This is a genomic window from Falsirhodobacter sp. alg1 (assembly GCF_000739715.2).
Classification (GTDB): domain Bacteria; phylum Pseudomonadota; class Alphaproteobacteria; order Rhodobacterales; family Rhodobacteraceae; genus Falsirhodobacter.
This window is the reverse complement of sequence record NZ_BBJC02000001.1, coordinates 611,304-637,265: the sequence shown is the minus strand read 5'-3', so window position 1 is coordinate 637,265 and position 25,962 is coordinate 611,304. Positions and strand designations below refer to the sequence as shown.

Annotated in this window: 26 protein-coding genes; 11 read left to right on the top strand and 15 right to left on the bottom strand. The window is 60.1% G+C overall.

The window, feature by feature from the left end:
• Nucleotides 1-23 precede the first annotated feature (23 nt).
• Both TR36_RS03085 and TR36_RS03080 read left to right on the top strand, forming a co-directional pair.
• On the top strand, nt 24-362 hold the full coding sequence (locus TR36_RS03085; protein WP_045387429.1) for a DUF952 domain-containing protein: 339 nt from the start codon (nt 24-26) through the stop codon (nt 360-362).
• Complete coding sequence (locus TR36_RS03080; RefSeq protein ID WP_045387430.1) at nt 359-1,417, top strand: quinone-dependent dihydroorotate dehydrogenase; 1,059 nt, start codon at nt 359-361, stop codon at nt 1,415-1,417. Before TR36_RS03085 ends, TR36_RS03080 begins: the two co-directional genes overlap by 4 nt.
• Here the strand turns inward: TR36_RS03080 and TR36_RS03075 are convergent.
• The 11 genes from TR36_RS03075 to mdh form a co-directional block, all read right to left on the bottom strand.
• On the bottom strand, nt 1,414-1,650 hold the full coding sequence (locus TR36_RS03075; protein ID WP_045387431.1) for an Lrp/AsnC ligand binding domain-containing protein: 237 nt from the start codon (nt 1,648-1,650) through the stop codon (nt 1,414-1,416). The genes TR36_RS03080 and TR36_RS03075 overlap by 4 nt on opposite strands.
• Entirely contained in the window at nt 1,647-3,185 is a 1,539-nt protein-coding gene (locus TR36_RS03070) for an ATP-dependent RecD-like DNA helicase (protein ID WP_045387433.1), read from the bottom strand. The genes TR36_RS03075 and TR36_RS03070 overlap by 4 nt, the downstream gene beginning before the upstream one ends.
• A 146-nt stretch (nt 3,186-3,331) precedes the next feature.
• Nucleotides 3,332-4,684 (bottom strand): 1-acyl-sn-glycerol-3-phosphate acyltransferase, encoded by a 1,353-nt coding sequence (locus TR36_RS03065; RefSeq protein ID WP_045387435.1) that lies wholly within the window; start codon nt 4,682-4,684, stop codon nt 3,332-3,334.
• 108 nt (nt 4,685-4,792) lie between these two features.
• Nucleotides 4,793-6,181, bottom strand: a complete 1,389-nt coding sequence (gene lpdA / locus TR36_RS03060) for a dihydrolipoyl dehydrogenase (RefSeq protein WP_062762367.1) — start codon at nt 6,179-6,181, stop codon at nt 4,793-4,795.
• A gap of 20 nt (nt 6,182-6,201) precedes the next feature.
• Nucleotides 6,202-6,591: an MAPEG family protein gene (locus tag TR36_RS03055; RefSeq protein ID WP_062762365.1), complete on the bottom strand. Its 390-nt coding sequence runs from the start codon at nt 6,589-6,591 to the stop codon at nt 6,202-6,204.
• A gap of 3 nt (nt 6,592-6,594) precedes the next feature.
• Nucleotides 6,595-6,837 carry a hypothetical protein gene (locus TR36_RS03050; protein ID WP_045387437.1) on the bottom strand — a complete coding sequence of 81 codons (243 nt, stop codon included), beginning with the start codon at nt 6,835-6,837 and terminating at the stop codon, nt 6,595-6,597.
• Nucleotides 6,838-6,904: 67 nt separating this feature from the next.
• Complete coding sequence (gene odhB, locus TR36_RS03045; RefSeq protein ID WP_045387441.1) at nt 6,905-8,416, bottom strand: 2-oxoglutarate dehydrogenase complex dihydrolipoyllysine-residue succinyltransferase; 1,512 nt, start codon at nt 8,414-8,416, stop codon at nt 6,905-6,907.
• Between the two features lies 1 nt (nt 8,417).
• Entirely contained in the window at nt 8,418-11,390 is a 2,973-nt protein-coding gene (locus TR36_RS03040; RefSeq protein ID WP_062762363.1) for a 2-oxoglutarate dehydrogenase E1 component, read from the bottom strand.
• 61 nt (nt 11,391-11,451) lie between these two features.
• Nucleotides 11,452-12,339 carry a succinate--CoA ligase subunit alpha gene (gene sucD, locus TR36_RS03035; protein WP_045387446.1) on the bottom strand — a complete coding sequence of 296 codons (888 nt, stop codon included), beginning with the start codon at nt 12,337-12,339 and terminating at the stop codon, nt 11,452-11,454.
• A 3-nt stretch (nt 12,340-12,342) separates the two neighbouring features.
• A complete protein-coding gene (gene sucC / locus TR36_RS03030; RefSeq protein WP_062762361.1) occupies nt 12,343-13,536 on the bottom strand; it encodes an ADP-forming succinate--CoA ligase subunit beta in 1,194 nt (397 codons plus the stop codon).
• 260 nt (nt 13,537-13,796) lie between these two features.
• Nucleotides 13,797-14,759, bottom strand: a complete 963-nt coding sequence (mdh, locus tag TR36_RS03025; protein WP_045387452.1) for a malate dehydrogenase — start codon at nt 14,757-14,759, stop codon at nt 13,797-13,799.
• 194 nt (nt 14,760-14,953) lie between these two features.
• Between mdh and TR36_RS03020 the strand changes: the two genes are divergently transcribed.
• From TR36_RS03020 to TR36_RS02985, 8 genes are all read left to right on the top strand, one after another.
• A complete protein-coding gene (locus tag TR36_RS03020; protein WP_062762359.1) occupies nt 14,954-15,787 on the top strand; it encodes a CoA ester lyase in 834 nt (277 codons plus the stop codon).
• A 9-nt stretch (nt 15,788-15,796) separates the two neighbouring features.
• Nucleotides 15,797-16,000: a DUF1737 domain-containing protein gene (locus TR36_RS03015; RefSeq protein ID WP_045387457.1), complete on the top strand. Its 204-nt coding sequence runs from the start codon at nt 15,797-15,799 to the stop codon at nt 15,998-16,000.
• Nucleotides 16,001-16,183: 183 nt separating this feature from the next.
• Complete coding sequence (sdhC, locus tag TR36_RS03010) at nt 16,184-16,567, top strand: succinate dehydrogenase, cytochrome b556 subunit (RefSeq protein ID WP_045387459.1); 384 nt, start codon at nt 16,184-16,186, stop codon at nt 16,565-16,567.
• 12 nt (nt 16,568-16,579) lie between these two features.
• A complete protein-coding gene (gene sdhD / locus TR36_RS03005; RefSeq protein ID WP_045387461.1) occupies nt 16,580-16,951 on the top strand; it encodes a succinate dehydrogenase, hydrophobic membrane anchor protein in 372 nt (123 codons plus the stop codon).
• 10 nt (nt 16,952-16,961) lie between these two features.
• Entirely contained in the window at nt 16,962-18,764 is a 1,803-nt protein-coding gene (sdhA, locus tag TR36_RS03000) for a succinate dehydrogenase flavoprotein subunit (RefSeq protein WP_045387462.1), read from the top strand.
• Nucleotides 18,764-19,087, top strand: coding sequence for a hypothetical protein (locus tag TR36_RS02995; protein ID WP_045387463.1), 324 nt, complete (start codon nt 18,764-18,766; stop codon nt 19,085-19,087). Before sdhA ends, TR36_RS02995 begins: the two co-directional genes overlap by 1 nt.
• Before the next feature lie 20 nt (nt 19,088-19,107).
• Nucleotides 19,108-19,377, top strand: a complete 270-nt coding sequence (locus tag TR36_RS02990; RefSeq protein ID WP_237763502.1) for a hypothetical protein — start codon at nt 19,108-19,110, stop codon at nt 19,375-19,377.
• Between the two features lie 2 nt (nt 19,378-19,379).
• Nucleotides 19,380-20,159, top strand: a complete 780-nt coding sequence (locus TR36_RS02985; protein WP_045387469.1) for a succinate dehydrogenase iron-sulfur subunit — start codon at nt 19,380-19,382, stop codon at nt 20,157-20,159.
• A 192-nt stretch (nt 20,160-20,351) separates the two neighbouring features.
• Here TR36_RS02985 and TR36_RS02980 read toward each other — a convergent pair whose 3' ends face one another.
• The gene (locus tag TR36_RS02980; protein ID WP_045387471.1) at nt 20,352-20,780 is read right to left on the bottom strand and encodes an OsmC family protein; all 429 of its coding nucleotides are present in this window, start codon (nt 20,778-20,780) and stop codon (nt 20,352-20,354) included.
• Nucleotides 20,781-20,833: 53 nt separating this feature from the next.
• On the bottom strand, nt 20,834-21,772 hold the full coding sequence (gene hemC, locus TR36_RS02975; RefSeq protein ID WP_045387473.1) for a hydroxymethylbilane synthase: 939 nt from the start codon (nt 21,770-21,772) through the stop codon (nt 20,834-20,836).
• 93 nt (nt 21,773-21,865) lie between these two features.
• On the opposite strand from hemC, the gene hemE reads away from it, so the two are divergent.
• Nucleotides 21,866-22,891 carry a uroporphyrinogen decarboxylase gene (gene hemE, locus TR36_RS02970; RefSeq protein WP_062762357.1) on the top strand — a complete coding sequence of 342 codons (1,026 nt, stop codon included), beginning with the start codon at nt 21,866-21,868 and terminating at the stop codon, nt 22,889-22,891.
• A 41-nt stretch (nt 22,892-22,932) separates the two neighbouring features.
• Here hemE and glpK read toward each other — a convergent pair whose 3' ends face one another.
• The gene (gene glpK / locus TR36_RS02965) at nt 22,933-24,387 is read right to left on the bottom strand and encodes a glycerol kinase GlpK (RefSeq protein WP_045387477.1); all 1,455 of its coding nucleotides are present in this window, start codon (nt 24,385-24,387) and stop codon (nt 22,933-22,935) included.
• A complete protein-coding gene (gene glpD / locus TR36_RS02960) occupies nt 24,384-25,919 on the bottom strand; it encodes a glycerol-3-phosphate dehydrogenase (protein WP_045387479.1) in 1,536 nt (511 codons plus the stop codon). Before glpD ends, glpK begins: the two co-directional genes overlap by 4 nt.
• Between the last annotated feature and the right edge of the window lie 43 nt (nt 25,920-25,962).

Sequence of the window (25,962 nt, the reverse complement as noted above, 5' to 3'; positions counted from 1 at the left end):
AAAAAATGGGCGCAAGACGCGATATGCTTATTTACAAGATCTTCCGCCGCGCCGAATGGGATGCGCTTTGTGTTGCCAGACAGACGAATGGCGCACCGATTGATATTGCCGACGGCTATATCCATATGTCGACCGCGCAACAGGTTGCGGAAACGGCTGCAAAACATTTTTCAGGCCAGAGCGATCTGGTGCTCGTTGCGCTTAATGATCAGGCACTTGGTGAGGATTTGCGGTGGGAGCCGTCCCGCGGCGGCGCTCTGTTTCCGCATCTGTACCGGCCGATGCGCATCACCGATGTCGTATGGGACAAATCCCTGCCCCTTGGCAGTTCCGGCCACATCTTCCCCGAGGGCATCATATGACAATCGAACGCTGGGGCCTTGCCGCATTGCACCGGATGGACCCGGAGCGCGCGCATTCGATATCGCTTGCCGTGCTTCGGTCCGGCGTCATGCCGATGCCCGGCGTGGTCACGTCATCACGTCTGGCAGGCACACTTGCAGGCCTGTCATTGCCCAACCCCGTCGGGCTGGCTGCCGGTTATGACAAGAACGCGGTGGCCCTGGCCCCGCTGATGCGCTCCGGTTTCGGATTTCTGGAGGTGGGGGCCGCAACCCCCGAGGCACAGGCAGGAAACCCCAAGCCGCGCCTCTTCCGGCTGACAGCGGATCAGGCCGTGATCAACCGCTTCGGTTTCAATAACGAAGGTGCCTGTGCCATCAGCGCCCGTCTTGCCATGCGCCCCAAGGGGCCGGTCCCCGTTGGCCTGAATCTTGGCGCGAACAAGACCAGCAGCGACCGTGCCGCCGATTTTGCCGCCGTTCTGGCAAGCTGCGGGCCCCACGTCGATTTCGCCACGGTGAATGTATCCTCTCCCAATACCGAACGCCTGCGCGATCTGCAGGGCCGCGCGGCGCTGACAGCCCTTCTGGCCGGTGTGATGGAGGTGCGGGGCAATCTGGCACGGCCTGTGCCCGTATTCCTAAAAATCGCCCCCGATCTGAATGATGACGAATTGGCAGAGATTGCCGAAGTCGCCATTGCCTCCGGTATCGCGGCAATCATCACCACGAACACCACCCTCTCGCGTGAGGGGCTGACCGACCCGGCCAAGGATCAGGCGGGCGGAATGTCGGGGGCGCCCCTGTTCGAACGCTCCACCCGGGTGCTGGCACGCATGTCACAGGCCACGGATGGCCGGATACCGTTGATCGGGGTCGGCGGCGTTTCGACACCTGAACAGGCCTATGCCAAAATCCGCGCGGGTGCCTCTGCCGTCCAGCTCTATTCGGCAATGGTGTACCAAGGTATCTCACTGGCCTCCCGCATTGCACGGGGGCTGGATAGCCTGCTGGAGCGGGACGGCCATGCGAATGTGGCGGATGCGGTGGCGACGGACCGGGGGGCCTGGCTCTAGAACGCCTTGAAGGTCATCGTCGTAAGGGTGCGCTGGATATGCGGCACATCGAACAGCTGTTCGGCCAGATAATGGCCCACATCGACATCATCGGGCACATATAGCTTGGCCATCAGGTCCCACTCTCCGGATGTGGAATAAAGCTCCGAGACCACTTCGCGGTCATAGATTGCATCGGCAACCTCATAGGTCTTGCCGGGGGTGCAACGGATCTGGACGAACACACAATTCACGGGGTGCTTCCTTCGGTCGGGTTCAGTTTCAGCCGCGGGGCGGGTCGGGGCAAATCATCGGTGCCCAGCACTTCACTGGGGCGGGCCAGACGGTTGCGGACAACCCATAACAACCGGCGTTCGGCGCGCGTGATGGCAACATAGGCCAGCCGTTTCCACAAGGGCAGCCCCGCCTCCATCCGTCCGGCCTGTGCCGCGGCATACAGATCGGGGGCGAACACCTGCACGCGATCCCATTGCGACCCCTGCGCCTTGTGGATGGTAACGGCCGCTCCGTGCAGAAACGTGGCCCCCATCCGTGCGGCAGAGGGAATGAAGGGTTCATCCTCATCCGGCTTTTCAATCTTGATGATCGAGGCAGCCGAAATCTGCGGGTCCTCGGCCCCCACCACATGCAGCCGGGCAAAGCCGTCACGCGTGCCCGGACCCAGATAGATCACCTGCGCGCCTTTTATCAGCCCGCGCGCTTCCAGATCTATGCGCTTCTTGCGATGCTTCAGCGGCAGCTCGATCCCATCGCAGACAAGCGGCTCTCCGGGCAGCAGGGCATCATCCGGCGCGCCATGGGCCGCACGAAATGCCGTGATCAACCGGATACGGGTCGCATTGCGCCAGACCAGAACGGGGGAGCGTGCCATCAGATCGCTATCCACCCGCTGCGCCATCACCACCCGATCGTCCCTGGCTGCGGCTTCTTCCATCAGACGCTCGAACCGGTAGAAATCCACCTCGGGGTCCGCCAGCGCATGGGCCAGATCGAGAATCGGGTTATCCTGCGACTGACGGTGCACACGGCTCAGGATCAGCTGACGCGTGGCCCCCAAACGCTCGAACACCATCTGGCCGGATTGACCGACGGGGGCCAATTGCGCCGGATCCCCGAACAGCACAAGCGTAGGAAAGATTTCCCTCAGATCATCGAACTGACGTTCATCCAGCATAGAGGATTCGTCGATGAAGCCCACATCAAGTGGCTCCTCCCGTCGCTTCCAACCCCGGATGAAATCGGAACCACGCAGCCCTGCCGCAGCCAATGCCCCCGGAATGGAGGGCACATTGTCATAAAAAGCCTTCGCACGATCCAGCGCGATCTCGGTCATCCCCTCGACGTCCACCGGTCGCTTGCCATTGCCGGCAAGCCATTCGGCAATGGCCTCGTAATGCGGATCATACAGCGGTGTATAGAGAATGCGGTGAATGGTTGTTGCCGGAACACCCCGCATCCGCAGCACCGAGGCCGCCTTGTTGGTCGGCGCAAGTATCGCGAGCGTACGGCGGTCTTTGCGTTTCTTGCCTTCCCAATCGCCCGATACGATATCCACGCCCGCATTCTGCATGGCCTTGGTCAGTTCCGCCAACAAGAGGGTCTTGCCTGAACCCGCCTTTCCTATCACGGCCAGAACGGTCGATTTCCCCTCGGTTGCGGGCTGATGGTTGCCATCGGCCAGATCAACGCCCATTCCCGAAAGCTGTTCGGCAAGACGATCCCAGGCCTCGGCCTGATCTTCGGAAAATGTGAGTGCGGGCACGTTCATGGGCGAACCATATCCGCCCCGCGCCGTCAGCGCCAGTTCACCACACGTCAGGTTGTGATGCTATTTCTGTTTCCGGCACACGGGGGGCAAAAGCATTCCAATACGGCCCGCATTGCGGGTGGATCAAAAGCCCCGCGCAGGCCCCGTCATTCGGCGGCCCGATGCTCCAGCCGTTGCAGCACGGCCGAGCCATAGAATTGCAGGATTGCCAGCCTGCGCGGTGCCACAACCAATTGCCCGGATTTCTCGTACAGGATTTCCCGAGAGATCAAGGAGCGCAGCCCCTCCTCCACAGCCGCCTCCACGCCCCCCTCGGGCAGCATGAGTGTGGCGCCAACGGCCTCAAGCCGCTGCGCCAGCGCCATGACCCCAGGCAACAGATCGGGCCGCGCCAAACCCTCAGGGCCAATCGCAGCAGCAACCAGTGGGACGGGCAGGATCGGCACAGCACAGGCCACCTTCTCCATCAGGTTCCGGGCGAAGGCCTCGGGCTGGTCATTCGCGGTATTTGCACGCCACTCCCGCAGGGAAATCGGCGGCCCGAACGCCACCCCTGCCGTGCCGTAGCCAGAAAAACGCCCCCGTAACAGACGCAGCAGCGTCCTCCCTGCAATTGCAAAGGGATGAACGCGAAAACGCCCGGCCCCGCTTCCTGCAGCCGTCAATGTACGGTCTTCCAACACCCGGTCATAGCCGATGCCAACAGGAACGAACACGATGTCCCGTTCCATATTGCGCGCGCCGGCCATCATGTAGCTCAGCAACCCGATGCGCGGCGCGCCAATACGACCATCAACGCTCAGCCCCCCTTCGGGAAAGAACGCCTGCGTCACACCAGCCGCCGCCGACATCTGCACATAACGGGCCAGCACCTTGCGATACAGCGGACTAAGCGAGCGACGCCGGATAAAGAACGCACCCATTGCCCGGATCAGCGCCGAGAGCGGCCATATCCTTGCCCATTCCCCCACCGCATAGGACAAGGCAGAGCGTTCGGCCACCAGCCATGTGACCAAAACATAATCCATGTTGGACCGGTGGTTCATGACGAATACCACCGTCGCCTCCCGATCCACATCCGCCGCCATCGGTGCCGAAATGCGGACGCGGTAAAAGGCCTTTGAAAACTGTCGTGCAATGCGAGTGGCAATCCCGAAATACAAAATGGCGGAAAAACCGGGGACGATCTCGCGCGCATAGGATTTCACGCGCTCGAACACCACATCCTCTCGCGTACCCGTAGTGCGGACATGTTCGGCCACGGCCGCGCTGATTTCGGGATCATGGGCCAGTTTCAGGATCATGTCCTGCCGTCGCATCATCTTGAACGGGGCAATCGGCCGCTCCAGCCGCTGATTCAGATGCGCCACCATCCGCTCCATCCGACGGCGCAGATACCACCGGGCCGAGGGTACCAGAATCCTGTCCAGTGTCGCGATGGCCGCGAAAATCAGCACTAGCGACAATAACCAAAGAGGAAGTTCAACGGTCTCGGTCATGCCCTGAACCCTAGCAATTGTCCTGCCCTGCGGCGACTATGAAGCAGATGCCGGATATAAAAAAGGCGCGCGGTTTTGCCGCGCGCCTTTTATGTCGCAATCGTCGCCTCAGGCGTGGATGGCGCCGTCGCCACAAGCCAGCGCAGCCTCACGCACGGCCTCGGAATAGGTCGGGTGCGCGTGGCATGTCAGGGCCAGGTCCTGTGCGGATGCGCCGAATTCCATCGCAACGCAAACCTCGTGGATCAGATCGCCAGCGCCCGGCCCGATGATGTGGCAGCCCAGGATACGATCCGTTTCCTTGTCAGCCAGAATTTTCACAAACCCTTCGGCCTGGAATACGGCCTTGGCACGGGCATTCCCCATGAACGGGAATTTCCCGACCTTGTAGGCACGCCCCTCTTCCTTCAGCATTTCCTCGGTCTGGCCAACCGAGGCAACTTCCGGTGTGGTATAGACCACGCCCGGGATGACACCGTAATTCACGTGGCCATGCTTGCCTGCCAGAATCTCGGCAACGGCCATCCCTTCGTCTTCAGCCTTATGGGCCAGCATCGGCCCCGGAATTGCGTCTCCGATGGCGTAGATCCCTTTGGCGGCGGTCTGGAAGTGGTCATCGACCTTGACCATGCCGCGTGGCAGCATTTCCACGCCCAGGGCTTCAAGACCCAGACCTTCGGTATAGGGCTTGCGGCCGGTTGCCACCAGAACGGTGTCGGCGGTGATCGACGCTTCGGAACCATCCTTGTTCAGTTTATAGGTAACGGTCGCCTTGCCGTCCTTTACCTCGGTGCCCTGCACTGCGGCGCCCATCACAAACTCCAGACCCTGCTTCGACAGGATCTTGTGGAATGTCTTGACCGTGTCACCGTCGATGCCCGGCAGGATCTTGTCCAGATATTCGACAACCGTGACCTTGGCCCCCAGACGGGAATAGACCGAACCCATTTCAAGGCCAATCACGCCCGCACCGATAACGACCATGCTTTCCGGAATCTTCTCCAGCGCCAAGGCACCTGTCGACGTGACAACCGTCTTCTCATCGACCTCGACGCCCTTCAGGCTGGCAGGAACCGAACCCGTCGCGATCACGATGTTCTTGGCCTCATGGATCTCGTCGCCGACCTTGACCTTGCCTGCTTCGGGGATGGAGCCCCAGCCCTTCAACCATGTGACCTTGTTCTTCTTGAAGAGGAATTCGATGCCCTTGGTGTTCCCGTCGACAACATCCTGCTTGTACGCCTGCATCTTGGACCAATCGACCGTCGGGTTTGCCCCCATCAGGCCCATTTTCTCGAAGTTCTCATGTACTTCGTGCAGGTGGTGCGTGGAATTCAGCAATGCCTTGGAGGGGATGCAGCCCACGTTCAGGCACGTTCCACCCAGGGTGTCGCGGCCTTCGACAACGCCCACCTTCAGGCCAAGCTGCGCACAATGGATCGCGCAGACATAGCCGCCCGGTCCGGCACCGATCACGATCACATCAAAACTGGCCATGGAGATACTCCTTCAGAATGTCAGAAAAGGGCCGCGAGAAACAACAGGATTGTCGGCAAGAGGCCAAGTATGAAAAAGACCGAACGCCAAGGCACCCAGCCGAAATAATATGCCGGCACGTATGCGATCCGTGCCAGAAGATAAACCCACGCACAGACTGCCGTCAGCCAGAACGTGCTTTGCGTCAGGATAACAGCAAATACCGCAACCGCGAACAACACGTAATTATCCAGATGGTTGCGGAGTGCGCGCTGCATCCGTTCGGTCAGATCGGAATAACGGGGTTCGCTGTCACGGGGGCTGACATTGTACTCATGCCCCATATCCCTGTCTTGCAGGCGGGACGTGAAAAACAATTGGCCGACATAGAGGAATGCCGCAAGGCACAGGACGATGATTTCGCTCTGCATCGGTTATACCGTCTTCAGGAAAGTTGCGGTCATCGTGCCGCCAAACGAAGTTTCCTTGGCAATCCACGCCTTGGCATTGTCCGGATTATGAACATCCATCAGTGCAAAGACGCGGCCCGGCGTATCCACGCCCCGCCATATCTGCAATTGCGTCATTCCGGCGTTGGACCGGTTCTCCGCATCCCCGTCCCATTGGGACTTCCATCCGTCATAATCGGTCGTATCGATCTGAAGAAGCAAATGCATGGCGTGCCTTTCCCTGTATCAGGGCGCGCGATTGGCGCGCCCTTCAGGGGTTAACCGCAAAGCGGCCTTACAGGTCCATCAAAAGACGGCGCGGATCTTCCAGAGCTTCCTTGACGCGGACAAGGAAGGTTACCGCACCCTTGCCGTCAACGATGCGGTGATCATAGCTGAGCGCGAGGTACATCATCGGACGGATGACGATCTGCCCTTTGACGACTACCGGACGTTCCTGGATCTTGTGCATGCCCAGAATACCCGACTGCGGCGGGTTCAGAATGGGCGAGGACATCAGCGAGCCATAGACACCACCGTTGGAGATGGTGAACGAGCCGCCCTGCATGTCGGCCATCGACAGCTTGCCGTCGCGTGCGCGCAGACCCAGCTCCGAGATCTTTTTCTCGATATCGGCAAAGCCCATCTGATCGGCGTCGCGAACAACCGGAACAACCAGACCCGTCGGCGTACCGACGGCCACGCCCATGTGGACGTAGTTCTTGTAGATTACATCGGTGCCATCAATTTCGGCGTTGACGTCCGGCACTTCTTTCAGTGCGTGGCAGCATGCCTTCACGAAGAACGACATGAAGCCCAGCTTCGTCTTGTGCTTCTTCTCGAAGACTTCCTTGTATTCCGAACGAAGTGCCATGATCGCCGACATGTCCACCTCGTTATAGGTGGTCAGCATAGCAGCGGTGTTCTGCGCTTCTTTCAGGCGGCGTGCGATGGTCTGACGCAGACGTGTCATCTTCACGCGCTCTTCGCGCCCTGCATCGCTGGCTGGCGAAGCCGCACGCGGCGCGGCAGCAGGCGCAGCCTTGGGGGCTGTCATCGCCTTCAGGACATCATCCTTCATGATACGGCCATCACGACCGGAACCCTGAACCTGATCACGGCTGACACCGGATTCGGCCATGGCCTTCTTGGCCGAAGGGGCATCCTCAACGTCCTTGCCCGTAGCGGCTGCGGCTTTCGGTGCTTCGGCCGGGGCCTGAGCGGGTGCTGCAACCGATCCACCTTCACCAGCGGTGATGACAGCCAGTTTGGCGCCAGCAGGAACAGTGTCGCCTTCGTTCGCAAGGATTTCGCCCAGAACTCCAGCGGCAGGTGCAGGAACCTCGACCGAAACCTTGTCGGTTTCCAGCTCGCACAGCATTTCGTCCTGCGCCACAGTATCACCGGGCTTCTTGAACCAGGTGGCGACAGTCGCCTCCGAGACGCTCTCGCCCAGGGCGGGGACCATCACATCGACCATTTTACTCTCTCCAGAGGCGGCAGGCTTGCCGGCAGTTTCCGTCTTTTTCGCAGGCTCTTCGCCTTCGGCTTTCTTGGCAGGCTTCGCGTCACCTTCGCCGATCTGGGCCAGAAGCGCATTCACGCCAACCGTTTCCCCCTCGGCCGCAACGATTTCCTGCAGCGTTCCCGCTGCAGGGGCCGGCACTTCAACCGTGACCTTGTCGGTCTCCAGCTCGCACAGCATTTCGTCCATGGCGACACTGTCGCCAACTTTCTTGAACCAAGTGGCTACAGTCGCCTCTGAGACGCTTTCACCCAATGTCGGAACACGTACTTCGGTCGCCATATCAGCCCCCTACCGTCAAAGCTTCGTTAACAAGCGTCGTCTGCTCGGTCTTGTGGCGCGAAGCCAGACCGGTTGCCGGCGATGCCGATGCAGCGCGTCCTGCATAAACGGCGCGTTTGTGTTTCGCCCCGATCGCAGTCAACACTGTTTCGATATTTGGCTCGACGAATGTCCAGCCACCCATGTTTTTAGGCTCTTCCTGACACCAGACAATCTCGGCGTTCTTGAAACGCTCCAATTCCTTGGTCAGCGCGATTGCCGGGAACGGGTACAGCTGCTCCATGCGCAGCAGATAAACGTCATCGGCATTGCGGGCGTCCCGCTCGGCCAGCAGATCGAAATAGACCTTGCCCGACGAGATGACGACGCGCTTGATTTCCGAATCCGGCTTCAGCTTCAGCTCCGAACGGCCGCTTTCCGCATCATCCCAAAGGACGCGGTGGAATGTCGATCCATCGGTGAAATCGGCCGCATCGGACACGCACATCGGGTGCCGCAACAGCGATTTCGGCGTCATCAGCACCAGCGGCTTACGGAAGTCGCGGTGAAGCTGGCGGCGCAGGATGTGGAAGTAGTTCGCAGGCGTGGAGACGTTGGCAACGATCCAGTTGTCATTCGCGCTCATCTGCAGGAACCGCTCCAACCGGGCGGAGGAGTGCTCCGGCCCCTGCCCTTCGTAGCCGTGCGGCAGCAGCATCGTCAGGCCCGACATCCGCAGCCATTTCGATTCACCCGAGTTGATGAACTGGTCGAACATGATCTGTGCGCCGTTGGCGAAATCGCCGAACTGGGCTTCCCAAAGGACAAGCGCATTCGGTTCTGCCAGCGAATAGCCATATTCAAAGCCCAGAACCGCATATTCCGACAGCATGGAGTCGATCACGTCGTAACGCGACTGTCCTTCACGGATGTGGTTCAGCGGATAGTAACGATCTTCGGTGTTTTGCTCGACAAAGGCCGAGTGGCGTTGGCTGAACGTCCCACGGGTCGAATCCTGCCCCGACAGACGAACAGGATAGCCGTCAACCGTCAAAGAACCGAATGCCAGCGCCTCACCGGTCGCCCAGTCAAAGCCCTTACCCGTTTCGAACATCTTCTTCTTGGCTTCAAGCAGACGGGCAACCGTCTTGTGAACCTCGAAGCCCTCCGGAACCTTGGTCAGCGCATTGCCGATTTCGGTCATCAGTTCGGCCGAGATACCTGTCTGCCCCGGCTGGTACTTTTCACCCTCACGGTCAAGGTGCTTCCAGCGACCGTCCAGCCAGTCGGCCTTGTTCGGTTTGAAATCCTTGGCCGATTCGAACTCGGTGTTCAGCATCGACTGGAACTGGGCCTTCATGTCCTCGATCTCCCCTTCGGGGATCAGACCATCGGCAACCAAGCGGTCGGTATAAAGCTGAAGGGTCGTCTTCTGCTTGCGGATCTTCTGGTACATCGCCGGATTCGTGAACATCGGTTCATCGCCTTCGTTATGCCCGAAGCGACGGTAGCAGAAGATGTCCAGAACAACGTCCTTGTGGAACTTCTGGCGGAATTCGATCGCAACCTTGGCCGCGTGGACGACAGCCTCCGGATCATCCCCGTTCACGTGGAAGATCGGCGCCTCGACCATCAGCGCGATGTCGGTCGGATAGGGGGACGAACGGCTGAACGAAGGTGCCGTTGTAAACCCGATCTGGTTGTTCACCACGATATGGATCGTACCACCTGTACGGTGCCCGCGCAGCCCGGACAGTCCGAAGCATTCCGCCACAACGCCCTGACCTGCGAAGGCAGCATCGCCGTGCAGCAGAACCGGCAGAACAGCCATCCGCTTTTCGGTATCGTGATACTGATCCTGCTTCGCCCGGACCTTGCCCAGAACGACAGGGTTTACAGCCTCGAGGTGCGACGGGTTCGCCGTCAGCGACAGGTGGACCGAGTTGTCATCGAATGCGCGATCAGCCGAGGCACCAAGGTGGTACTTCACATCGCCCGAACCGTCCACGTCATCCGGTTTGAAGCTTCCGCCCTGGAATTCGTTGAAGATCGCGCGATACGGCTTCTGCATCACGTTTGCCAGAACCGACAGACGCCCACGGTGGGGCATGCCGATAACGACTTCTTTCACGCCCAGCTGACCACCACGTTTTATGATCTGTTCCATCGCCGGAATAAGGCTTTCGCCCCCATCCAGACCGAAACGCTTGGTGCCCATGTATTTGACATGGAGGAACTTCTCGAAGCCTTCAGCCTCGACCAGCTTGTTCAGAATGGCCCGGCGGCCTTCGCGTGTGAACGCGATTTCCTTGCCGTAGCCCTCAATACGCTCTTTCAGCCATGCCGATTGCTCGGTGTCCGAAATATGCATGTATTGCAGGGCGAAGGTGCCGCAATAGGTGCGTTTGACCAGATCTGTGATCTGGCGGATGCTGGCAACCTGCAGACCCAATACGTTGTCGATGAAGATCGGGCGATCCATATCGGCTTCGGTGAACCCGTATGTTTTGGGGTCCAGCTCGGGGTGGTGCGAGGTGGTTGTGTCACGCATTCCAAGCGGATCAAGATCGGCGGCCAGATGCCCACGGATCCGGTAAGCACGGATCAACATGATGGCGCGGATCGAATCCAGTACGGCTTGCTGGAGTTGCGCATCAGAAATACCGACGCCTGCAGCGGCAGCCTTGCCCGAAATCTTTTTCGCGGCAGCTTTTGCATCGGCAGCGGGCAACATGGCCCATTCACCGGTCAGCGCGCTTGTCAGTTCGTCCAGCGGCTGCGGCGGCCAGTCGTTGCGCGCCCAGCTTGGGCCTGCGGCAGCACGAGTGGCGTCATTGGCATCTTCGCCAAGTGCCTTGAAGAACTCGGCCCATTGTTCATCGACATTGCTCGGATCGGCGACATAGCTCGCCTGAAGCTGGTCGATATAGTCCGCGTTGGCGCCGTCCATGAAATCGGAGGCGTGAAATTGATCGTTAGGGCTATGTTCCGTCATGGATGCACCTGACACAAAGAATAGGGTTTGCGCCGCCCGAACGGGGCGGCGCAGGACTTGGTTACGCGCGACCGAGGGCCTTCATGACCGCCTCACCCAGATGGGCAGGGCTATCGGCCACGACAATGCCGGCCTCTTTCATCGCGTTGATCTTCGACTCGGCGTCGCCTTTGCCGCCGGCAACGATCGCGCCGGCGTGGCCCATGCGGCGTCCGGGAGGAGCCGTGCGGCCCGCGATGAAGCCCGCAGTCGGCTTCCAGCGGCCTTTCTGGCGCTGGTCTGCCAGGAATTGCGCTGCTTCTTCCTCGGCCGAACCACCGATCTCACCGATCATGATCATGGCTTCGGTTTCCGGGTCCGACAGGAACATGTCCAGCACTTCGAGGTGCTCGGTTCCCTTGATCGGGTCGCCGCCGATGCCGACAGCGGTCGACTGGCCAAGGCCAAGATCCGACGTCTGTTTCACGGCTTCATACGTCAATGTACCCGAACGCGAGACAACACCGATCGAACCACGCTTGTGGATGTGGCCCGGCATGATGCCGATCTTGCAAGCGTCGGGCGTGATGACGCCCGGGCAGTTCGGCCCGATCAGACGCGAGTTCGAATTCAGGATCGCGCGCTTCACCTTCATCATGTCGAGAACCGGAATGCCCTCGGTGATGCAGATGATCAGCTCGATGTTGGCATCGATCGCTTCAAGGATGGAATCCGCTGCGAAGGGCGGCGGCACGTAGATGACCGATGCATTTGCACCTGTCTTGGAAACAGCGTCATGCACAGAGTCGAACACCGGCAGGCCAAGATGCTCTTGTCCGCCTTTGCCCGGCGTTACACCACCGACCATTTTCGTGCCGTATGCAATCGCTTGCTCGGTGTGGAACGTGCCCTGCGAGCCGGTGAGGCCCTGACAGATGACTTTGGTATTTTCGTTGACGAGAACGGCCATGGATTATCCCTTCACCGCTTTAACAATTTTCTGGGCGGCATCGGAAAGATTGTCGCCCGCAATGACGTTCATGCCGGAGTTGGCAATGATTTCCTTGCCCTTCTCCACATTGGTGCCTTCCAGCCGCACGACCAGCGGAACCTGCAGGCCGACTTCCTTAACGGCAGCCAGAACACCCTCCGCGATCACGTCGCAGCGCATGATGCCACCAAAGATATTCACGAGGATGCCCTTAACATTGGGGTCCGATGTGATGATCTTGAAGGCTTCGGTCACCTTTTCCTTGGTCGCACCGCCACCAACGTCCAGGAAGTTCGCAGGCTCGGCACCATACAGTTTGATGATGTCCATCGTGGCCATCGCCAGACCTGCACCGTTCACCATACAGCCGATTTCGCCGTCCAGCGCGATGTAGTTCAGATCGAACTTCGACGCGGCCAGCTCTTTGGAATCTTCCTCGGTTTCGTCGCGCAGGGCGGCGATGTCGGGATGGCGGTACATGGCGTTGCCGTCGAACGAGACCTTCGCATCCAGAACCTTGATCTTGCCTTCGGGCGTCACGATCAGCGGGTTGATCTCCAGCATCTCCATGTCCTTCTCAAGGAAGGCCTTGTAGAGGATCTTGGTGAGCGCGACGCACTGCTTGACCAGCGCACCTTCGAGACCGAGCGCGAAGGCAACCTTGCGGCCGTGGAAGTCGGACAGACCCGAAGCCGGATCAACCGAGAAGCTGATGATTTTTTCAGGGGTCGATGCTGCGACTTCCTCGATGTCCATCCCGCCCTCGGTGGAAGCAACGAAGGAAACGCGGCTCGTGACGCGGTCTACCAGCAGTGCGAGGTACAGTTCACGCTCGATGTCGGAACCGTCTTCGATGTAGATGCGGTTGACCTGCTTGCCTGCTGGACCCGTCTGGTGCGTAACCAGCGTGCGGCCGAGCATCTGCTTTGCAAGCTCTTCGGCTTCTTCAACCGATTTCGCAAGGCGGACACCGCCCTTTTCGCCGGCGGACGCTTCTTTGAACGTCCCTTTACCGCGACCACCTGCGTGGATCTGCGATTTGACGACCCAAAGCGGCCCGCCCAATTCGCCTGCGGCTGTCTTGGCTTCGTCTGCTTTCAGAACGATCCGACCTTCCGAGACGGGCGCGCCATACTCCCGCAGAAGCGCCTTGGCCTGGTATTCATGAATGTTCATGGCATTGTCCCATGCTGGTTATTTTGTAGGTGGATGACACGGTTCGCAAAGAGCCGAAACGGGTTTCTATGCGAATGCGCAAAGTTTGGCGCAAAAAATCGGTTTTGTGATCACGCGTTTCGCCACTGTGATCACAGGCTCAATCGACTAGGTCAGTGGCGCTGTCTGATACGCATATAGCCCGCAATGACCCCGAGTCGAAACTGTTTGCGCAAACAAGAAGGGCGTGGCCCGCGCCACGCCCCTATCGATCTGGCGCGTCAGGCGAGCGTCCCGTCGATTGCCTTGCAGGCCTCGACCAAACCCTTCACGGCTTCGACGGATTTGTCGAACATCGCCTGCTCTTCACCGACCAGTTTGATATCGACGATCCGTTCGATGCCGTCCTTGCCGATGATGGTCGGAACGCCGACATACATGCCGTTCAGGCCGAAGGCACCGTCAACATAGGCCGCGCAGGGCAGCAGGCGCTTCTGGTCCTTCAGATAGGCCTCGGCCATCTCGATCGCCGAAGTGGCAGGCGCATAGAAGGCCGATCCGGTCTTCAGCAGCCCGACGATCTCGGCGCCACCGTCACGGGTCCGCTGAACGATCGCGTCCAGTTTTTCCTGTGTGGTCCAGCCCATTTCGACCAGATCGGGCAACGGAATGCCGGCAACGGTCGAATAGCGGGTCAGTGGCACCATCGTATCCCCGTGGCCGCCCAGCACAAAGGCCGTGACATCGCGCATCGAGACGTTGAACTCCAGGCTCAGGAAATGGCGGAACCGGGCGGAATCCAGAACGCCGGCCATCCCGACAACCTTGTTGTGCGGCAGGCCGGAGAATTCGCGCAATGCCCAGACCATCGCATCCAGCGGGTTGGTGATACAGATGACAAAGGCATTCGGCGCGTGGGCCTTGATCCCCTCACCAACCGATTTCATGACCTTCAGGTTGATGCCCAGCAGATCGTCACGGCTCATGCCCGGTTTGCGTGCAACGCCGGCCGTTACGATGCAAACGTCCGCATCCGCGATATCTTCGTAGCTGTTGGCACCCTTGAGGTTGGCATCGAAGCCTTCTGCCGGACCGGACTGTGCAATATCCAGCGCCTTGCCTTGCGGTGTACCTTCAGCAATGTCGAATAGAACAATGTCGCCCAGCTCTTTGATCGCAGCAAGATGGGCAAGCGTTCCGCCGATCTGTCCCGCACCGATCAATGCAATCTTGGGTCTAGCCATGGAATGTCTCCGGGTCCGTTGTGGATTGTGACGCTGGATTGCGTAGCTCCTGCCGTCCCACTACGCAAGGGTGCAGGCATTCCGGCCCCTTTGGCGGTCGCCAATCTGGTAGCCAGACGCCATTGTCACGCAAGACCTTGCGATAGTCCGGTAAAAATGTTCCCGTCTGCGGAACAGCCAAGCAAGGTTCCGATATGCCCGTCCGGCCACTCCGCTCGATTCTCTATATCCCCGCGTCGAACCCGCGCGCATTGGAAAAAGCGCGGACATTACCCTGCGACGGGATAATCTTCGATCTTGAGGATGCAGTCAGCCCGACCGGCAAGGATACCGCCCGCGACACGCTGGTCCCTGCCCTGCGCGATACGGATTACGGCCACCGGCTTTGTCTGGTGCGGATCAATCCCCCCGATACCTCGGATGGCAAGGCCGATCTGGCGGCGCTTGCAATGCTACCGATCGATGGAATCCTCCTTCCCAAGGTCTCCACCCCGGAAGATCTGGAAGTGGAGCCCCCCCACCCCCTATGGATCATGATAGAAACGGCAAAGGCCGTCCTCAACGCTGCCGCACTGGCCGCGCACCCGCGTGTAGCGGGGCTGGTCATGGGCACCAACGATCTTCAGCGCGAACTGATGATCAGGGACAGGCCCGATCGGCTGGGTCTTCTGCATGCATTGGGGCAGACGATCCTGGCGGCACGTGCAGCGGGTAAACCGGTACTCGACGGCGTCCACACCGCATATCGCGACATTGCCGGCCTGCAGGCGGAATGCGAACAGGGGCGTGATCTGGGATTTGACGGCAAAACGCTTATCCATCCCGCCCAGCTGGACGTGGCCAATACGGTCTTCTCCCCCACGATCCATGATGTTGAACGGGCCCGCGCCGAAATTGCCGCCCACGCCGAGGCCACGGCCCGCGGTGAGGGCATTGCCGTCCACGACGGACGGATCGTAGAAAACCTGCATGTGGCAATTGCCCAACGCACGATCGCACTGGCCGAAGCCATTGCACGCAATTCCTGAGGAGAAGACATGAAAATCTATCGCCTGCTGACCGAAGACGACACATCCGCATTCTGCCACAAGGTCACCGATGCGCTGAACAAGGGATGGGAGCTTTATGGCAGCCCCACCTATGCTTTCGATGCTGCCAAAGGTGTCATGCGGTGCGGTCAGGCGGTGACCAAGGATGCGCCGGGAACCTATACGCCCGACATCAAACTCGGCGCCCAATGACGTGATCACAGGCGCGATCCTTGTGATCACACATGATGTTTTTCTGCCGCAATGCCGTGAAAACGGGCGTTTGGGGCTGTGCTCGGCGTGACTTTCGAGTAGACTGATTTATGACAGAACTGCGAAAACAAGCCAGCCCGCCCCAAGAATATGCGGGTCCGCTAGCAAGACAAAGGGTTCGACATGGCTGAAGCGAAACGGGTGGCGCGCCCTCTTTCACCCCACCTCCAGATTTATCGTCCGCAAATCACCTCCATCACATCCATCCTGACGCGAATCACCGGCAATGCCATGGTCGTGGCAGTCGTGATGATTGTCTGGTGGCTGCTGGCGGCGGCAACGGGCCCCGAGGCCTATGCGACCGCGAACGGGTTCATCACCTCGTGGTTCGGTGATCTGGTCATGACACTCTCCGTATTGGGAATGTGGTATCACCTTCTGGCCGGCGTGCGTCACCTGATCTGGGATGCGGGCTACGGCCTCGAAATTGAAACCGCCGAGAAGCTGGGCATCGCATGCCTTGCCGGATCGGTGGTTCTGACGCTCATCACAATTGTCGTGCTGTAAGGGGGATTATCCATGCGGTACCTGACCGATTACAAACGTGTGGCCGGCCTCGGCTCGGCCCATTCCGGCGCACATCATCATTGGCAGATGCAGGTCTCTTCGGCGGCCCTGCTGATCCTGATCCCGCTGTTCATCTTTACCTTCGGGGCAGCACTCGGATCGGATTACGAAAGCGCCGTAATCTACTACTCGCGCCCCTTTCCCGCCGTCGTTGCCGGGCTGACACTGGTTGTCGGGCTGTTGCACTTCAAGAACGGCGCACAGGTAATGCTCGAAGACTACTCGAAGGGACATGTCCGTCAGGGGCTGATCCTACTGGTCACGGCCTTCAGCTATGTCTGCATGGGCCTTGGCATCTTCGCGCTGGTCAAACTCGCGCTCTGAGGAAACACAAATGGCTTCTTACGAATACGAGACGCATGAATACGACGTCGTGGTAGTGGGGGCTGGCGGCGCCGGTTTGCGCGCCACGCTCGGCATGGCCGAACAGGGCTTGCGCACCGCCTGCGTCACCAAGGTTTTCCCGACCCGCTCGCACACTGTTGCGGCGCAGGGTGGCATTGCTGCCAGCCTGTCGAACATGGGCCCCGACAACTGGCAGTGGCACATGTACGACACCGTGAAGGGGTCGGACTGGCTGGGCGACACGGACGCGATGGAATACCTCGCCCGTGAAGCGCCCAAGGCCGTTTACGAGCTGGAGCATTACGGCGTTCCGTTCAGCCGCACCGAGGAAGGCAAGATCTACCAGCGCCCCTTCGGTGGCCACACCACCGAATTCGGTGAAGGCCCTCCCGTCCAGCGTACCTGCGCTGCAGCCGACCGGACAGGCCACGCCATCCTGCACACGCTCTATGGCCAGTCGCTGAAGAACAACGCCGAATTCTACATCGAGTATTTCGCGCTCGACCTGATCATCACCGACGGCAAATGCACAGGTGTGGTTGCGTGGAAACTGGATGACGGCACGATGCATGTCTTCACCGCCAAGATGGTGGTGCTGGCAACGGGCGGTTACGGCCGTGCCTATTTCAGTGCGACTTCGGCCCATACCTGCACCGGCGACGGTGGCGGCATGGTGGCCCGCGCAGGGCTACCGCTGCAGGATATGGAATTCGTGCAATTCCACCCGACCGGCATCTATGGTTCGGGCTGCCTGATTACCGAAGGTGCACGCGGCGAAGGCGGTTACCTGACCAACTCCGAAGGGGAGCGGTTCATGGAACGCTACGCCCCGACCTACAAGGATCTGGCGTCACGCGATGTGGTTTCCCGCTGCATGACGATGGAAATCCGCGAAGGCCGTGGCGTGGGTGAGAACAAGGATCACATCCATCTCCACCTCAACCACCTCCCACCGGAAACGTTGCACGAACGCCTTCCGGGGATTTCTGAATCCGCACGAATCTTTGCCGGTGTCGACCTGACGAAAGAACCGATTCCGGTTCTGCCGACGGTTCACTACAACATGGGTGGCATTCCGACCAACTATTGGGGCGAAGTGTTGAACCCGACTGCGGAAAACCCGAATGCAACCTATCCCGGCCTGATGGCTGTGGGCGAAGCAGGTTGCGCGTCGGTTCACGGTGCGAACCGTCTCGGGTCGAACTCGCTGATCGATCTGGTCGTATTCGGCCGCGCTGCAGCCATCAAGGCTGCCGAGGTCGTCAATCCCGCCGAACGGAACGCCCCTGTGAACACGGCCGCCGTGGATGCGATCTTTGATCGTTTCGACAGCTTCCGGAACGCGAACGGCTCCACACCGACCGCCGACCTGCGGCTGGAGATGCAGCGTGCGATGCAGGCGGATGCGGCCGTATTCCGGACCGACAAGACGCTGGCCGAAGGCGTCGAGAAGATGAAGGCGATCGCCGCCAAGATGTCAGACATCAAGGTGACTGACCGTAGCCTGGTGTGGAACTCGGACCTGATGGAAACGCTCGAACTGGCGAACCTGATGCCGAACGCGCTTGCAACCATCGTCGGTGCCGAGGCGCGCAAGGAATCCCGCGGCGCCCATGCGCATGAGGATTATCCCGATCGCGACGACGAGAACTGGCGCAAGCACTCGCTGGCATGGATCGAGGGCAACGATGTCCGCCTGGATTATCGTCCGGTACACCTCGACCCGCTGACCGCGCTTGAAGACGGCGGAATCGATCTGAAGAAGATCGCGCCCAAGGCACGGGTGTATTGATGCGCAACGCGGCCCTTATCACGTTTCTGGCCCTGCTCACGGCCTGCACCTCGGTGCAGGACAGTGTAGCACGGCGGGCTGCGCGGTCGGTCGTGAATCCGGTCGTGGCGCAGTACATGCCCTCGGGGCAGGCGACTGCGGCCACGGACTGCATCATCAACAATGCCAACGCAGGTGAGCTGTCTGCGCTGTCCCGTGATATCGGCACACGCGCCGGCACATCGACGGTACAGACCGTCATGGGCATCATCGCCCGCCCTGCCACGACCCAGTGCCTTGTCAGCCAGGGGCTGCCGACCACGCCGGCGGGGTCGGGTTATTGATGCGCCGCGCGGGGGTTCTCATGTTGACGCTGGCGGCCTGCGGGCCTGTCAGCCGTGAACAGGCCGAGGCCTCCTGCTTCAAACGTGCGGAGCTGGCGCTCCATCCCCGCGGCTATGTCGAGCTTGGTCTCGGCTCGGGCGGGACGACTTATACCGGGGTGGAGATCAATGCCTCCTCGGACTACATCATGGGACGCGATCCTTCGGCTGTCTATCAGTCCTGCGTCTATCAGAAATCGGGCGAAATGCCTGCCCGTCCGTTATACGACCGCCCTGACTGGAGGGGATGATCATGGTTCAGTTTACACTTCCGAAGAACTCGAAGATCCGCACCGGGAAAACCTGGCCCAAGCCTGCGGGCGCGAAAAATCTGCGCAAATTCCAGATTTATCGCTGGAGCCCCGATGACGGGGAAAACCCGCGGGTGGATACCTATTTCCTTGATATGGACAAATGCGGACCGATGGTTCTGGATGCCCTTATCAAGATCAAGAACGAGGTCGATCCGACCCTGACCTTCCGCCGTTCCTGCCGTGAGGGGATCTGCGGATCCTGCGCGATGAATATTGGCGGGATCAACACCCTCGCCTGCATCTACGGTCTGGACGAGGTGAAGGGTGACGTGAAGATCTATCCGCTGCCGCACATGCAGGTGGTCAAGGATCTGATTCCCGACCTGACGAATTTCTATGCACAGCATGCCTCGATCATGCCGTGGCTGGAAACCAAGACCAACCGCCCGGCAAAAGAGTGGCGCCAGTCGATTGACGACCGCAAGAAGCTGGATGGTCTGTATGAATGCGTGATGTGCGCCTCTTGCTCTACTGCCTGCCCCAGCTACTGGTGGAACCAGGATCGGTACCTCGGGCCGGCAGCCCTGCTGCACGCCTACCGCTGGATCATCGACAGCCGTGACGAGGCCACCGGTGAGCGTCTGGACGAGCTGGAAGACCCCTTCAAGCTGTACCGCTGCCACACCATCATGAACTGCGCCAAGACGTGCCCCAAAGGGTTGAACCCCGCAAAGGCCATCTCGGAAATCAAGAAGATGATGGTCGAGCGTGTAGTCTGATAATCAGCCCCTGCCTTGGCGGGGGCTTTTTTTTCTACCCCATCGTCGGTATGAAACACCCAGACGCCCCGGATAGTTTTCAGCCCTGCGGCGTTGCCCCCTGCTGTAAAATGCAATGCCATGGGCAATCGTTCACAACAGGCAACATCATAATAAACAAGGCGCCGCTGTAAACAGCGGCGCCTTTCAGCATCAGGCCAGAGTTGCCTGCAGCGTGATTTCGGTATTCAGCAGCTTGGAAATCGGACAACCGGCCTTGGCGTCGGCTGCGAGCTTCTGGAATGTCGCATCATCCATGCCCTCTACAGTCGCCGTCAATGTCAGCGCGGATCTGGTAACGGCAAACCCGCCGTCCTTCTGGTCCAGATCGACGGCTGCCGTTGTCTCAAGGCTCTGCGCCTTGTGACCCGCCTCTTCCAGCATCTTCGAAAGCGCCATGGTGAAGCAGGACGCATGCGCCGCCGCGATCAGCTCTTCGGGGTTGGAGCCTTTGACGCCTTCGAATCGGGTCGCGAAACCATAGGGCTGGTCAGTCAGCGCCCCGCTTTCGGTGGAGATGTGCCCTTTGCCGTCTTTGATCCCACCGGACCATTTGGCCGAACCTTTTTTTGTGGTCGTCATCATCTTCTCCTGAGATTGGACATAATCCTCACCTAGGGTCCGATGCAGGGGTTTCAACGCTCGTCAAAAAAGTGTGGTCCGGCCTTGGCCAATAGTTCGCGGGCAAGATCGACCCCCAGGTCCGCTCCCTGATCGACGTGCCCTTCACGTTCGCCGCTTATGACCTCGGATCCATCGGGGCGCAGGATTTCTCCGCGCAACCGCAGGTGTGATCCGTCAATATCCGCAAGGGCGGCGATCGGCGTCTCGCAGGAACCGTCCAGCGTGGCAAGAAATGCCCGCTCGGGAATCATCTGCTGTTCGGTTGCCCCGTCATGAATGGCCGCAAGCATCCCTGCAATACGGGCATCGTCCGTGCGTCGTTCTATTCCGATCGCCCCCTGCGCCACAGCGGGCAGCATTTCATCAGGCGAAATCGGGGTCTGGCCTACCTGCATCTCCAGCCTGTTCAGACCGGCCATTGCCAGAAATGTGGCACTTGCCACACCCTCCTCCAGCTTGCGCATCCGGGTTTGCAGATTCCCCCTGAACTCCACAACCTGCAGATCAGGCCGGCGTGCCAGAAGCTGCGCACGACGACGCAGGCTGGATGTGCCGACAACGGCCGCCTGCGGCAGGTCCGCAATTCCGCGCGGGCCCAAAGCCACAAAGGCGTCCCGCACATCCTCGCGCGGCAGCCAGGTATCCAGCACCAGCCCTGCAGGTTGCAGGACCGGCATATCCTTCATCGAATGCACCGCGATATCGATGGTGCCGGCAAGCAGCGCCTCCTCGATTTCCTTGGTGAACAACCCCTTGCCCCCCAGTTCGCGCAGCGCGCGATCCTGCACACGGTCCCCCGTGGTCTTGATGGGCACGATCGCAAAGCAATCCTGCGACAGGTTGTGGGCGGCAGCCAGGCGGTCACGCGTTTCATGTGCCTGCGCAAGGGCAAGCAGTGAACCACGGGTTCCGATGTTCAAGGGGCGGTCGGGTGTGGGCATCTGGGTCATACCTGCTGGTGTAGCGCCCCCTGCGCGGGCTGACAATCACTTGACTCCGCCCGCCTGCCCCACGACATGGGCAATAACCGAAGGGAGAGCGATATGACCGACAAAGCCATTCTGCGCGCATTGCGAGGCGAAGTCCTGCCCACCCCGCCCGCGTGGATGATGCGGCAGGCCGGGCGCTATTTGCCGGAATACCGCGCAACACGGGCACAGGCGGGGGATTTCCTGTCGCTCTGCTACAACCCGGATCTGGCAGCCGAGGTGACATTGCAGCCGATCCGGCGGTACGGTTTCGATGCGGCGATCATGTTTGCCGACATCCTTCTCGTGCCTCAGGCACTCGGTCTCGATCTGTCCTTCGTGGCGGGTGAAGGCCCGCGTCTGTCTACGGTAACGGATGCCGCAGGTGTGGCCAATCTGCGGCCCGTATCGGACATCCATGAAACGCTGTCGCCCATTTATGAAACCCTGCGCATCCTGACGACGGAGCTGCCCTCGGAAACCACCCTGATCGGCTTTGCCGGCGCCCCCTGGACGGTGGCAAGCTATATGGTGGCAGGACGTGGCACACCGGACCAGGGCCCTGCACACAAGCTCAAGAATACGGACCGCGCGGCCTTCCAGGCGTTGATGGATCGGATCACGGAGGCGACCATCGAATACATGTCCGCCCAGATCGTGGCCGGCGCCGAGGTGGTAAAGCTGTTCGACAGCTGGGCCGGATCGCTGAAAGGTGCCGATTTTGACGATTTCGCGCTTGAACCCGCACGGGTCATCATCGCGGAACTGAAACGCCGCCATCCCGACACCCCCGTCATCGCCTTCCCGCGCGAGGCCGGAGATCGATACATCGGTTTTGCCGAAGCAACCGGCGCAGACTGCGTTGCCATCGACAATTCGGTATCACCGGAATGGGCTGCGGAACACGTGCAGAAATCCGGCTGCGTACAGGGCAATCTGGCGCCGCATCATCTGGTGAACCCTGCCGAACTGGAAAATGAAACACGCCGCGTGGTTCAGGCATTTTCGGGCGGACCGCATATCTTCAATCTTGGCCACGGCATCACACCGGACGCAGATCCGGATAACGTGCACCGGATGCTGGCAGCCATTCGCGGCTAACGGAAAAGGCCACGCGAAAATTCTCGCGTGGCCCCATAGCGCTATACAGAGATTGTGGCTTTCACCGCGCGCGTCCACAGGGCGTAACGATGATCCCGCTCCTCATCCTTCATGGTTGGATCAAAGCGGCGCTCCAGCGCCCAGCCCTTGGCGAAATCATCCATTCCGCCACATATTCCCGCCTTCATCCCGGCAAGCCATGCCACGCCCAGCGCAGTTGTCTCGGTCACCTCCGGTCGATCAACCGGGGCTCCGATGATATTGGCAAGAAACTGCATTGCAGGGTCCGAATTGGCCATGCCCCCATCAACCCGCAGCACATCCGGCGTACCGCTCCAGTCTGCCCGCATGGATTCCAACAGATCACGCGTCTGGAAGCCAACACTTTGCAGGGCGGCACGGGCCAATTCGGCCGGTCCGGTGTTCCGCGTCAGGCCGAAGATGGCCCCCCGGCTGTCAGGCTTCCACCATGGCGCCCCAAGCCCGGTAAAGGCCGGGACCAGTACGATCTCCTGTTCCGGGTCCGCCCGCCCGGCAAGTTCCTGTGTGGAAGGCGCATCCTCGATCACCCCCAGACCATCGCGCAGCCATTGCACGACAGCGCCGGCAACAAAGATCGACCCTTCCAAGGCATAGGTTGTCTTGCCATCCAGACGGTAGGCAATGGTGGTCAGCAGGCGATGCGCGCTGTCCACCCGCTCTTCTCCCGTGTTCAGCAGGGCAAAACACCCCGTCCCATAGGTGGATTTTATCATGCCGGGCCGAAAGCAGGCCTGCCCCAGCGTCGCTGCCTGCTGGTCGCCCGCCACCCCGAGAATCGGCACCTCGTATCCCAGAATATCGGTAGTGCCGAATTCCGCTGCGTTATCCAGAACCTCGGGCAGAATCTGCATCGGGATATCAAGCATCGCGCAGATATCCGCGTCCCATTCCCCCTTGGAAATATTGTAGAGCATCGTCCGGCAGGCATTCGTTACATCGGTCACATGCGTGCCACCGGTCAGCTTCCAGATCAGGAAACTGTCCACGGTACCAAAAGCCAGTTCGCCTTTTTCCGCACGGGCGCGGGCATCAGGAACCTCGTCCAGCAGCCATTTCAGCTTGGTCGCAGAGAAATACGGGTCGATCAACAGACCGGTGGCCTTGGTGATCGCCTCTTCACGGCCATCCTCACGCAGGGAATCGCAGTACCGCGCCGTACGGCGGTCCTGCCAGACGATGGCATTCGCCACGGCCTCACCCGTTTTCCGGTCCCAGAGAACAACGGTTTCGCGCTGGTTGGTAATACCGATGGCGGCAATCCGGTGGTCCTTGGCCGCCTCGGTCATCACCGCCCGCGTGCTTTCCCAAAGATCGCTCGGGACATGCTCCACCCAGCCCGAACGCGGGAAATGCTGCGGAAACTCCCGTTGTGCCTTGGTCAGCGGCCGCAACTTCTCGTCAAAAACTATGGCCCGCGTAGAGGTTGTGCCCTGGTCGATTGCAAGAAGTGTCATACGGCGCCCTTCATCCAGTTATCGATTTCCGTACGCTGCGCCTCATCCAGCCGCAGCCCCAGCTTGGAACGTCGCCAGACCACATCCTCGGCGGTACGGGCATATTCATGACCCATCAGCCAGCGGATCTCGGCCTCGGTCAGGGTCGCGCCAAAATCACGCCCCAGATCGGCGGCAGTCGTCGCCTCTCCCAGAACCTGCCATGCTTCGGTCCCATAGGCCCGGATCAGACGCGCCGCCCAGACATCTGTCAGGAACGGATAGCGTTCCCGAAGGGCAGCCCGCAACTTCGGCACCTCGTCATGCCCGAAATCACCGCCGGGCAGGGCCACGCGTGCCGTCCACGGCCCTGTGGCCTTGGGAAAAAACGGTGTCAGCTTGGCCAGCGCGCCCTCTGCCAGTTTGCGATACGTCGTGATCTTGCCACCGAACACACTCAGGATCGGCGGACCATCGGCATTCACGCTCAGGACATATTCACGCGTGGCCGACTGGGCGGCCTGTGCACCATCATCATAAAGCGGGCGCACACCGGAATAGGTCCACACCACCTGATCCCGCGTTACCGGTTTCTTGAAGTACTTGGAGACGAAGGCACAGAGATAATCCTGCTCCTCCGGTGTGCAGACGGGCTTGGACGGATCACCATGATGGTCCTGATCCGTTGTCCCGATCAGGGTGAAATCCTGTTCATAGGGGATGGCAAATACGATGCGCCCGTCTTCGCCCTGAAAGAAGTACGCCCGGTCATGGTCATAAAGCTTGGGCACCACGATATGGCTTCCCCGAACCAGCCGGATGCCTTCGCGGGTGGCCACCTGCGCCGTGTCCTTGACGATCTTTTCCACCCAGGGGCCACCGGCGTTGACCAGCGCACGGGCGTGGAACGTGCCGTCCGATGTTTCCACCCGCCACAGATCCCCCTCGCGCCGCGCCGAGATGACTTCGGTACGGGTCATGATCCGGGCGCCCCGCTGCTCGGCATCGCGGGCATTCAGCACCACCAGCCGCGCATCCTCTACCCAGCAGTCGGAATATTCATAGGCCAGATGGAATTTCGGATTCAGAACCGAACCGGCCACATCCTTTTCCAGATCCAGCTTCTTCGTTGCGGGCAGGATTTTGCGACCACCCAGATGATCGTAGAAAAACAGACCCATGCGGATCATCCACGCCGGGCGCTGCCCCTTCATCCATGGCATGACCCGTGCCAACAGGCGTGAAGCGGGCGTTTCGCTTTCGAAACGCATGTCCTGATGCCACGGCAGCACGAACCGCATGGGCCAGCTGATATGCGGCATTGCCACCAGCAGGGTTTCGCGTTCGCGCAGCGCCTCCCGGACAAGGTGGATATCGAAATATTCCAGATAGCGCAGGCCGCCATGGAACAATTTGGTCGAAGCGGATGATGTTGCCTGCGCCAAATCGCCGCGCTCGGCCAGGACGACCGATAGGCCGCGCCCTGCCGCATCGCGGGCAATCCCCGTGCCGTTCACGCCGCCGCCGATGATGAAGATATCCGTCGGTTCCATGCCGTTCCCTTGTGATGTCTTACATTCCAGCTAAACCCTTCCC

What these genes read in the sequence shown, in the direction of transcription:
- TR36_RS03085 (WP_045387429.1), top strand. Translation starts at nt 24, where the DNA reads ATGCTTATTTACAAGATCTTCCGCCGCGCCGAATGGGATGCGCTTTGT.
- TR36_RS03080 (WP_045387430.1), top strand. Translation starts at nt 359, where the DNA reads ATGACAATCGAACGCTGGGGCCTTGCCGCATTGCACCGGATGGACCCG.
- TR36_RS03070 (WP_045387433.1), bottom strand. Translation starts at nt 3,185, where the DNA reads ATGAACGTGCCCGCACTCACATTTTCCGAAGATCAGGCCGAGGCCTGG.
- TR36_RS03065 (WP_045387435.1), bottom strand. Translation starts at nt 4,684, where the DNA reads ATGACCGAGACCGTTGAACTTCCTCTTTGGTTATTGTCGCTAGTGCTG.
- lpdA (WP_062762367.1), bottom strand. Translation starts at nt 6,181, where the DNA reads ATGGCCAGTTTTGATGTGATCGTGATCGGTGCCGGACCGGGCGGCTAT.
- TR36_RS03055 (WP_062762365.1), bottom strand. Translation starts at nt 6,591, where the DNA reads ATGCAGAGCGAAATCATCGTCCTGTGCCTTGCGGCATTCCTCTATGTC.
- TR36_RS03050 (WP_045387437.1), bottom strand. Translation starts at nt 6,837, where the DNA reads ATGCATTTGCTTCTTCAGATCGATACGACCGATTATGACGGATGGAAG.
- odhB (WP_045387441.1), bottom strand. Translation starts at nt 8,416, where the DNA reads ATGGCGACCGAAGTACGTGTTCCGACATTGGGTGAAAGCGTCTCAGAG.
- TR36_RS03040 (WP_062762363.1), bottom strand. Translation starts at nt 11,390, where the DNA reads ATGACGGAACATAGCCCTAACGATCAATTTCACGCCTCCGATTTCATG.
- sucD (WP_045387446.1), bottom strand. Translation starts at nt 12,339, where the DNA reads ATGGCCGTTCTCGTCAACGAAAATACCAAAGTCATCTGTCAGGGCCTC.
- sucC (WP_062762361.1), bottom strand. Translation starts at nt 13,536, where the DNA reads ATGAACATTCATGAATACCAGGCCAAGGCGCTTCTGCGGGAGTATGGC.
- mdh (WP_045387452.1), bottom strand. Translation starts at nt 14,759, where the DNA reads ATGGCTAGACCCAAGATTGCATTGATCGGTGCGGGACAGATCGGCGGA.
- TR36_RS03020 (WP_062762359.1), top strand. Translation starts at nt 14,954, where the DNA reads ATGCCCGTCCGGCCACTCCGCTCGATTCTCTATATCCCCGCGTCGAAC.
- TR36_RS03015 (WP_045387457.1), top strand. Translation starts at nt 15,797, where the DNA reads ATGAAAATCTATCGCCTGCTGACCGAAGACGACACATCCGCATTCTGC.
- sdhC (WP_045387459.1), top strand. Translation starts at nt 16,184, where the DNA reads ATGGCTGAAGCGAAACGGGTGGCGCGCCCTCTTTCACCCCACCTCCAG.
- sdhD (WP_045387461.1), top strand. Translation starts at nt 16,580, where the DNA reads ATGCGGTACCTGACCGATTACAAACGTGTGGCCGGCCTCGGCTCGGCC.
- sdhA (WP_045387462.1), top strand. Translation starts at nt 16,962, where the DNA reads ATGGCTTCTTACGAATACGAGACGCATGAATACGACGTCGTGGTAGTG.
- TR36_RS02995 (WP_045387463.1), top strand. Translation starts at nt 18,764, where the DNA reads ATGCGCAACGCGGCCCTTATCACGTTTCTGGCCCTGCTCACGGCCTGC.
- TR36_RS02990 (WP_237763502.1), top strand. Translation starts at nt 19,108, where the DNA reads ATGTTGACGCTGGCGGCCTGCGGGCCTGTCAGCCGTGAACAGGCCGAG.
- TR36_RS02985 (WP_045387469.1), top strand. Translation starts at nt 19,380, where the DNA reads ATGGTTCAGTTTACACTTCCGAAGAACTCGAAGATCCGCACCGGGAAA.
- TR36_RS02980 (WP_045387471.1), bottom strand. Translation starts at nt 20,780, where the DNA reads ATGACGACCACAAAAAAAGGTTCGGCCAAATGGTCCGGTGGGATCAAA.
- hemC (WP_045387473.1), bottom strand. Translation starts at nt 21,772, where the DNA reads ATGACCCAGATGCCCACACCCGACCGCCCCTTGAACATCGGAACCCGT.
- hemE (WP_062762357.1), top strand. Translation starts at nt 21,866, where the DNA reads ATGACCGACAAAGCCATTCTGCGCGCATTGCGAGGCGAAGTCCTGCCC.
- glpK (WP_045387477.1), bottom strand. Translation starts at nt 24,387, where the DNA reads ATGACACTTCTTGCAATCGACCAGGGCACAACCTCTACGCGGGCCATA.
- glpD (WP_045387479.1), bottom strand. Translation starts at nt 25,919, where the DNA reads ATGGAACCGACGGATATCTTCATCATCGGCGGCGGCGTGAACGGCACG.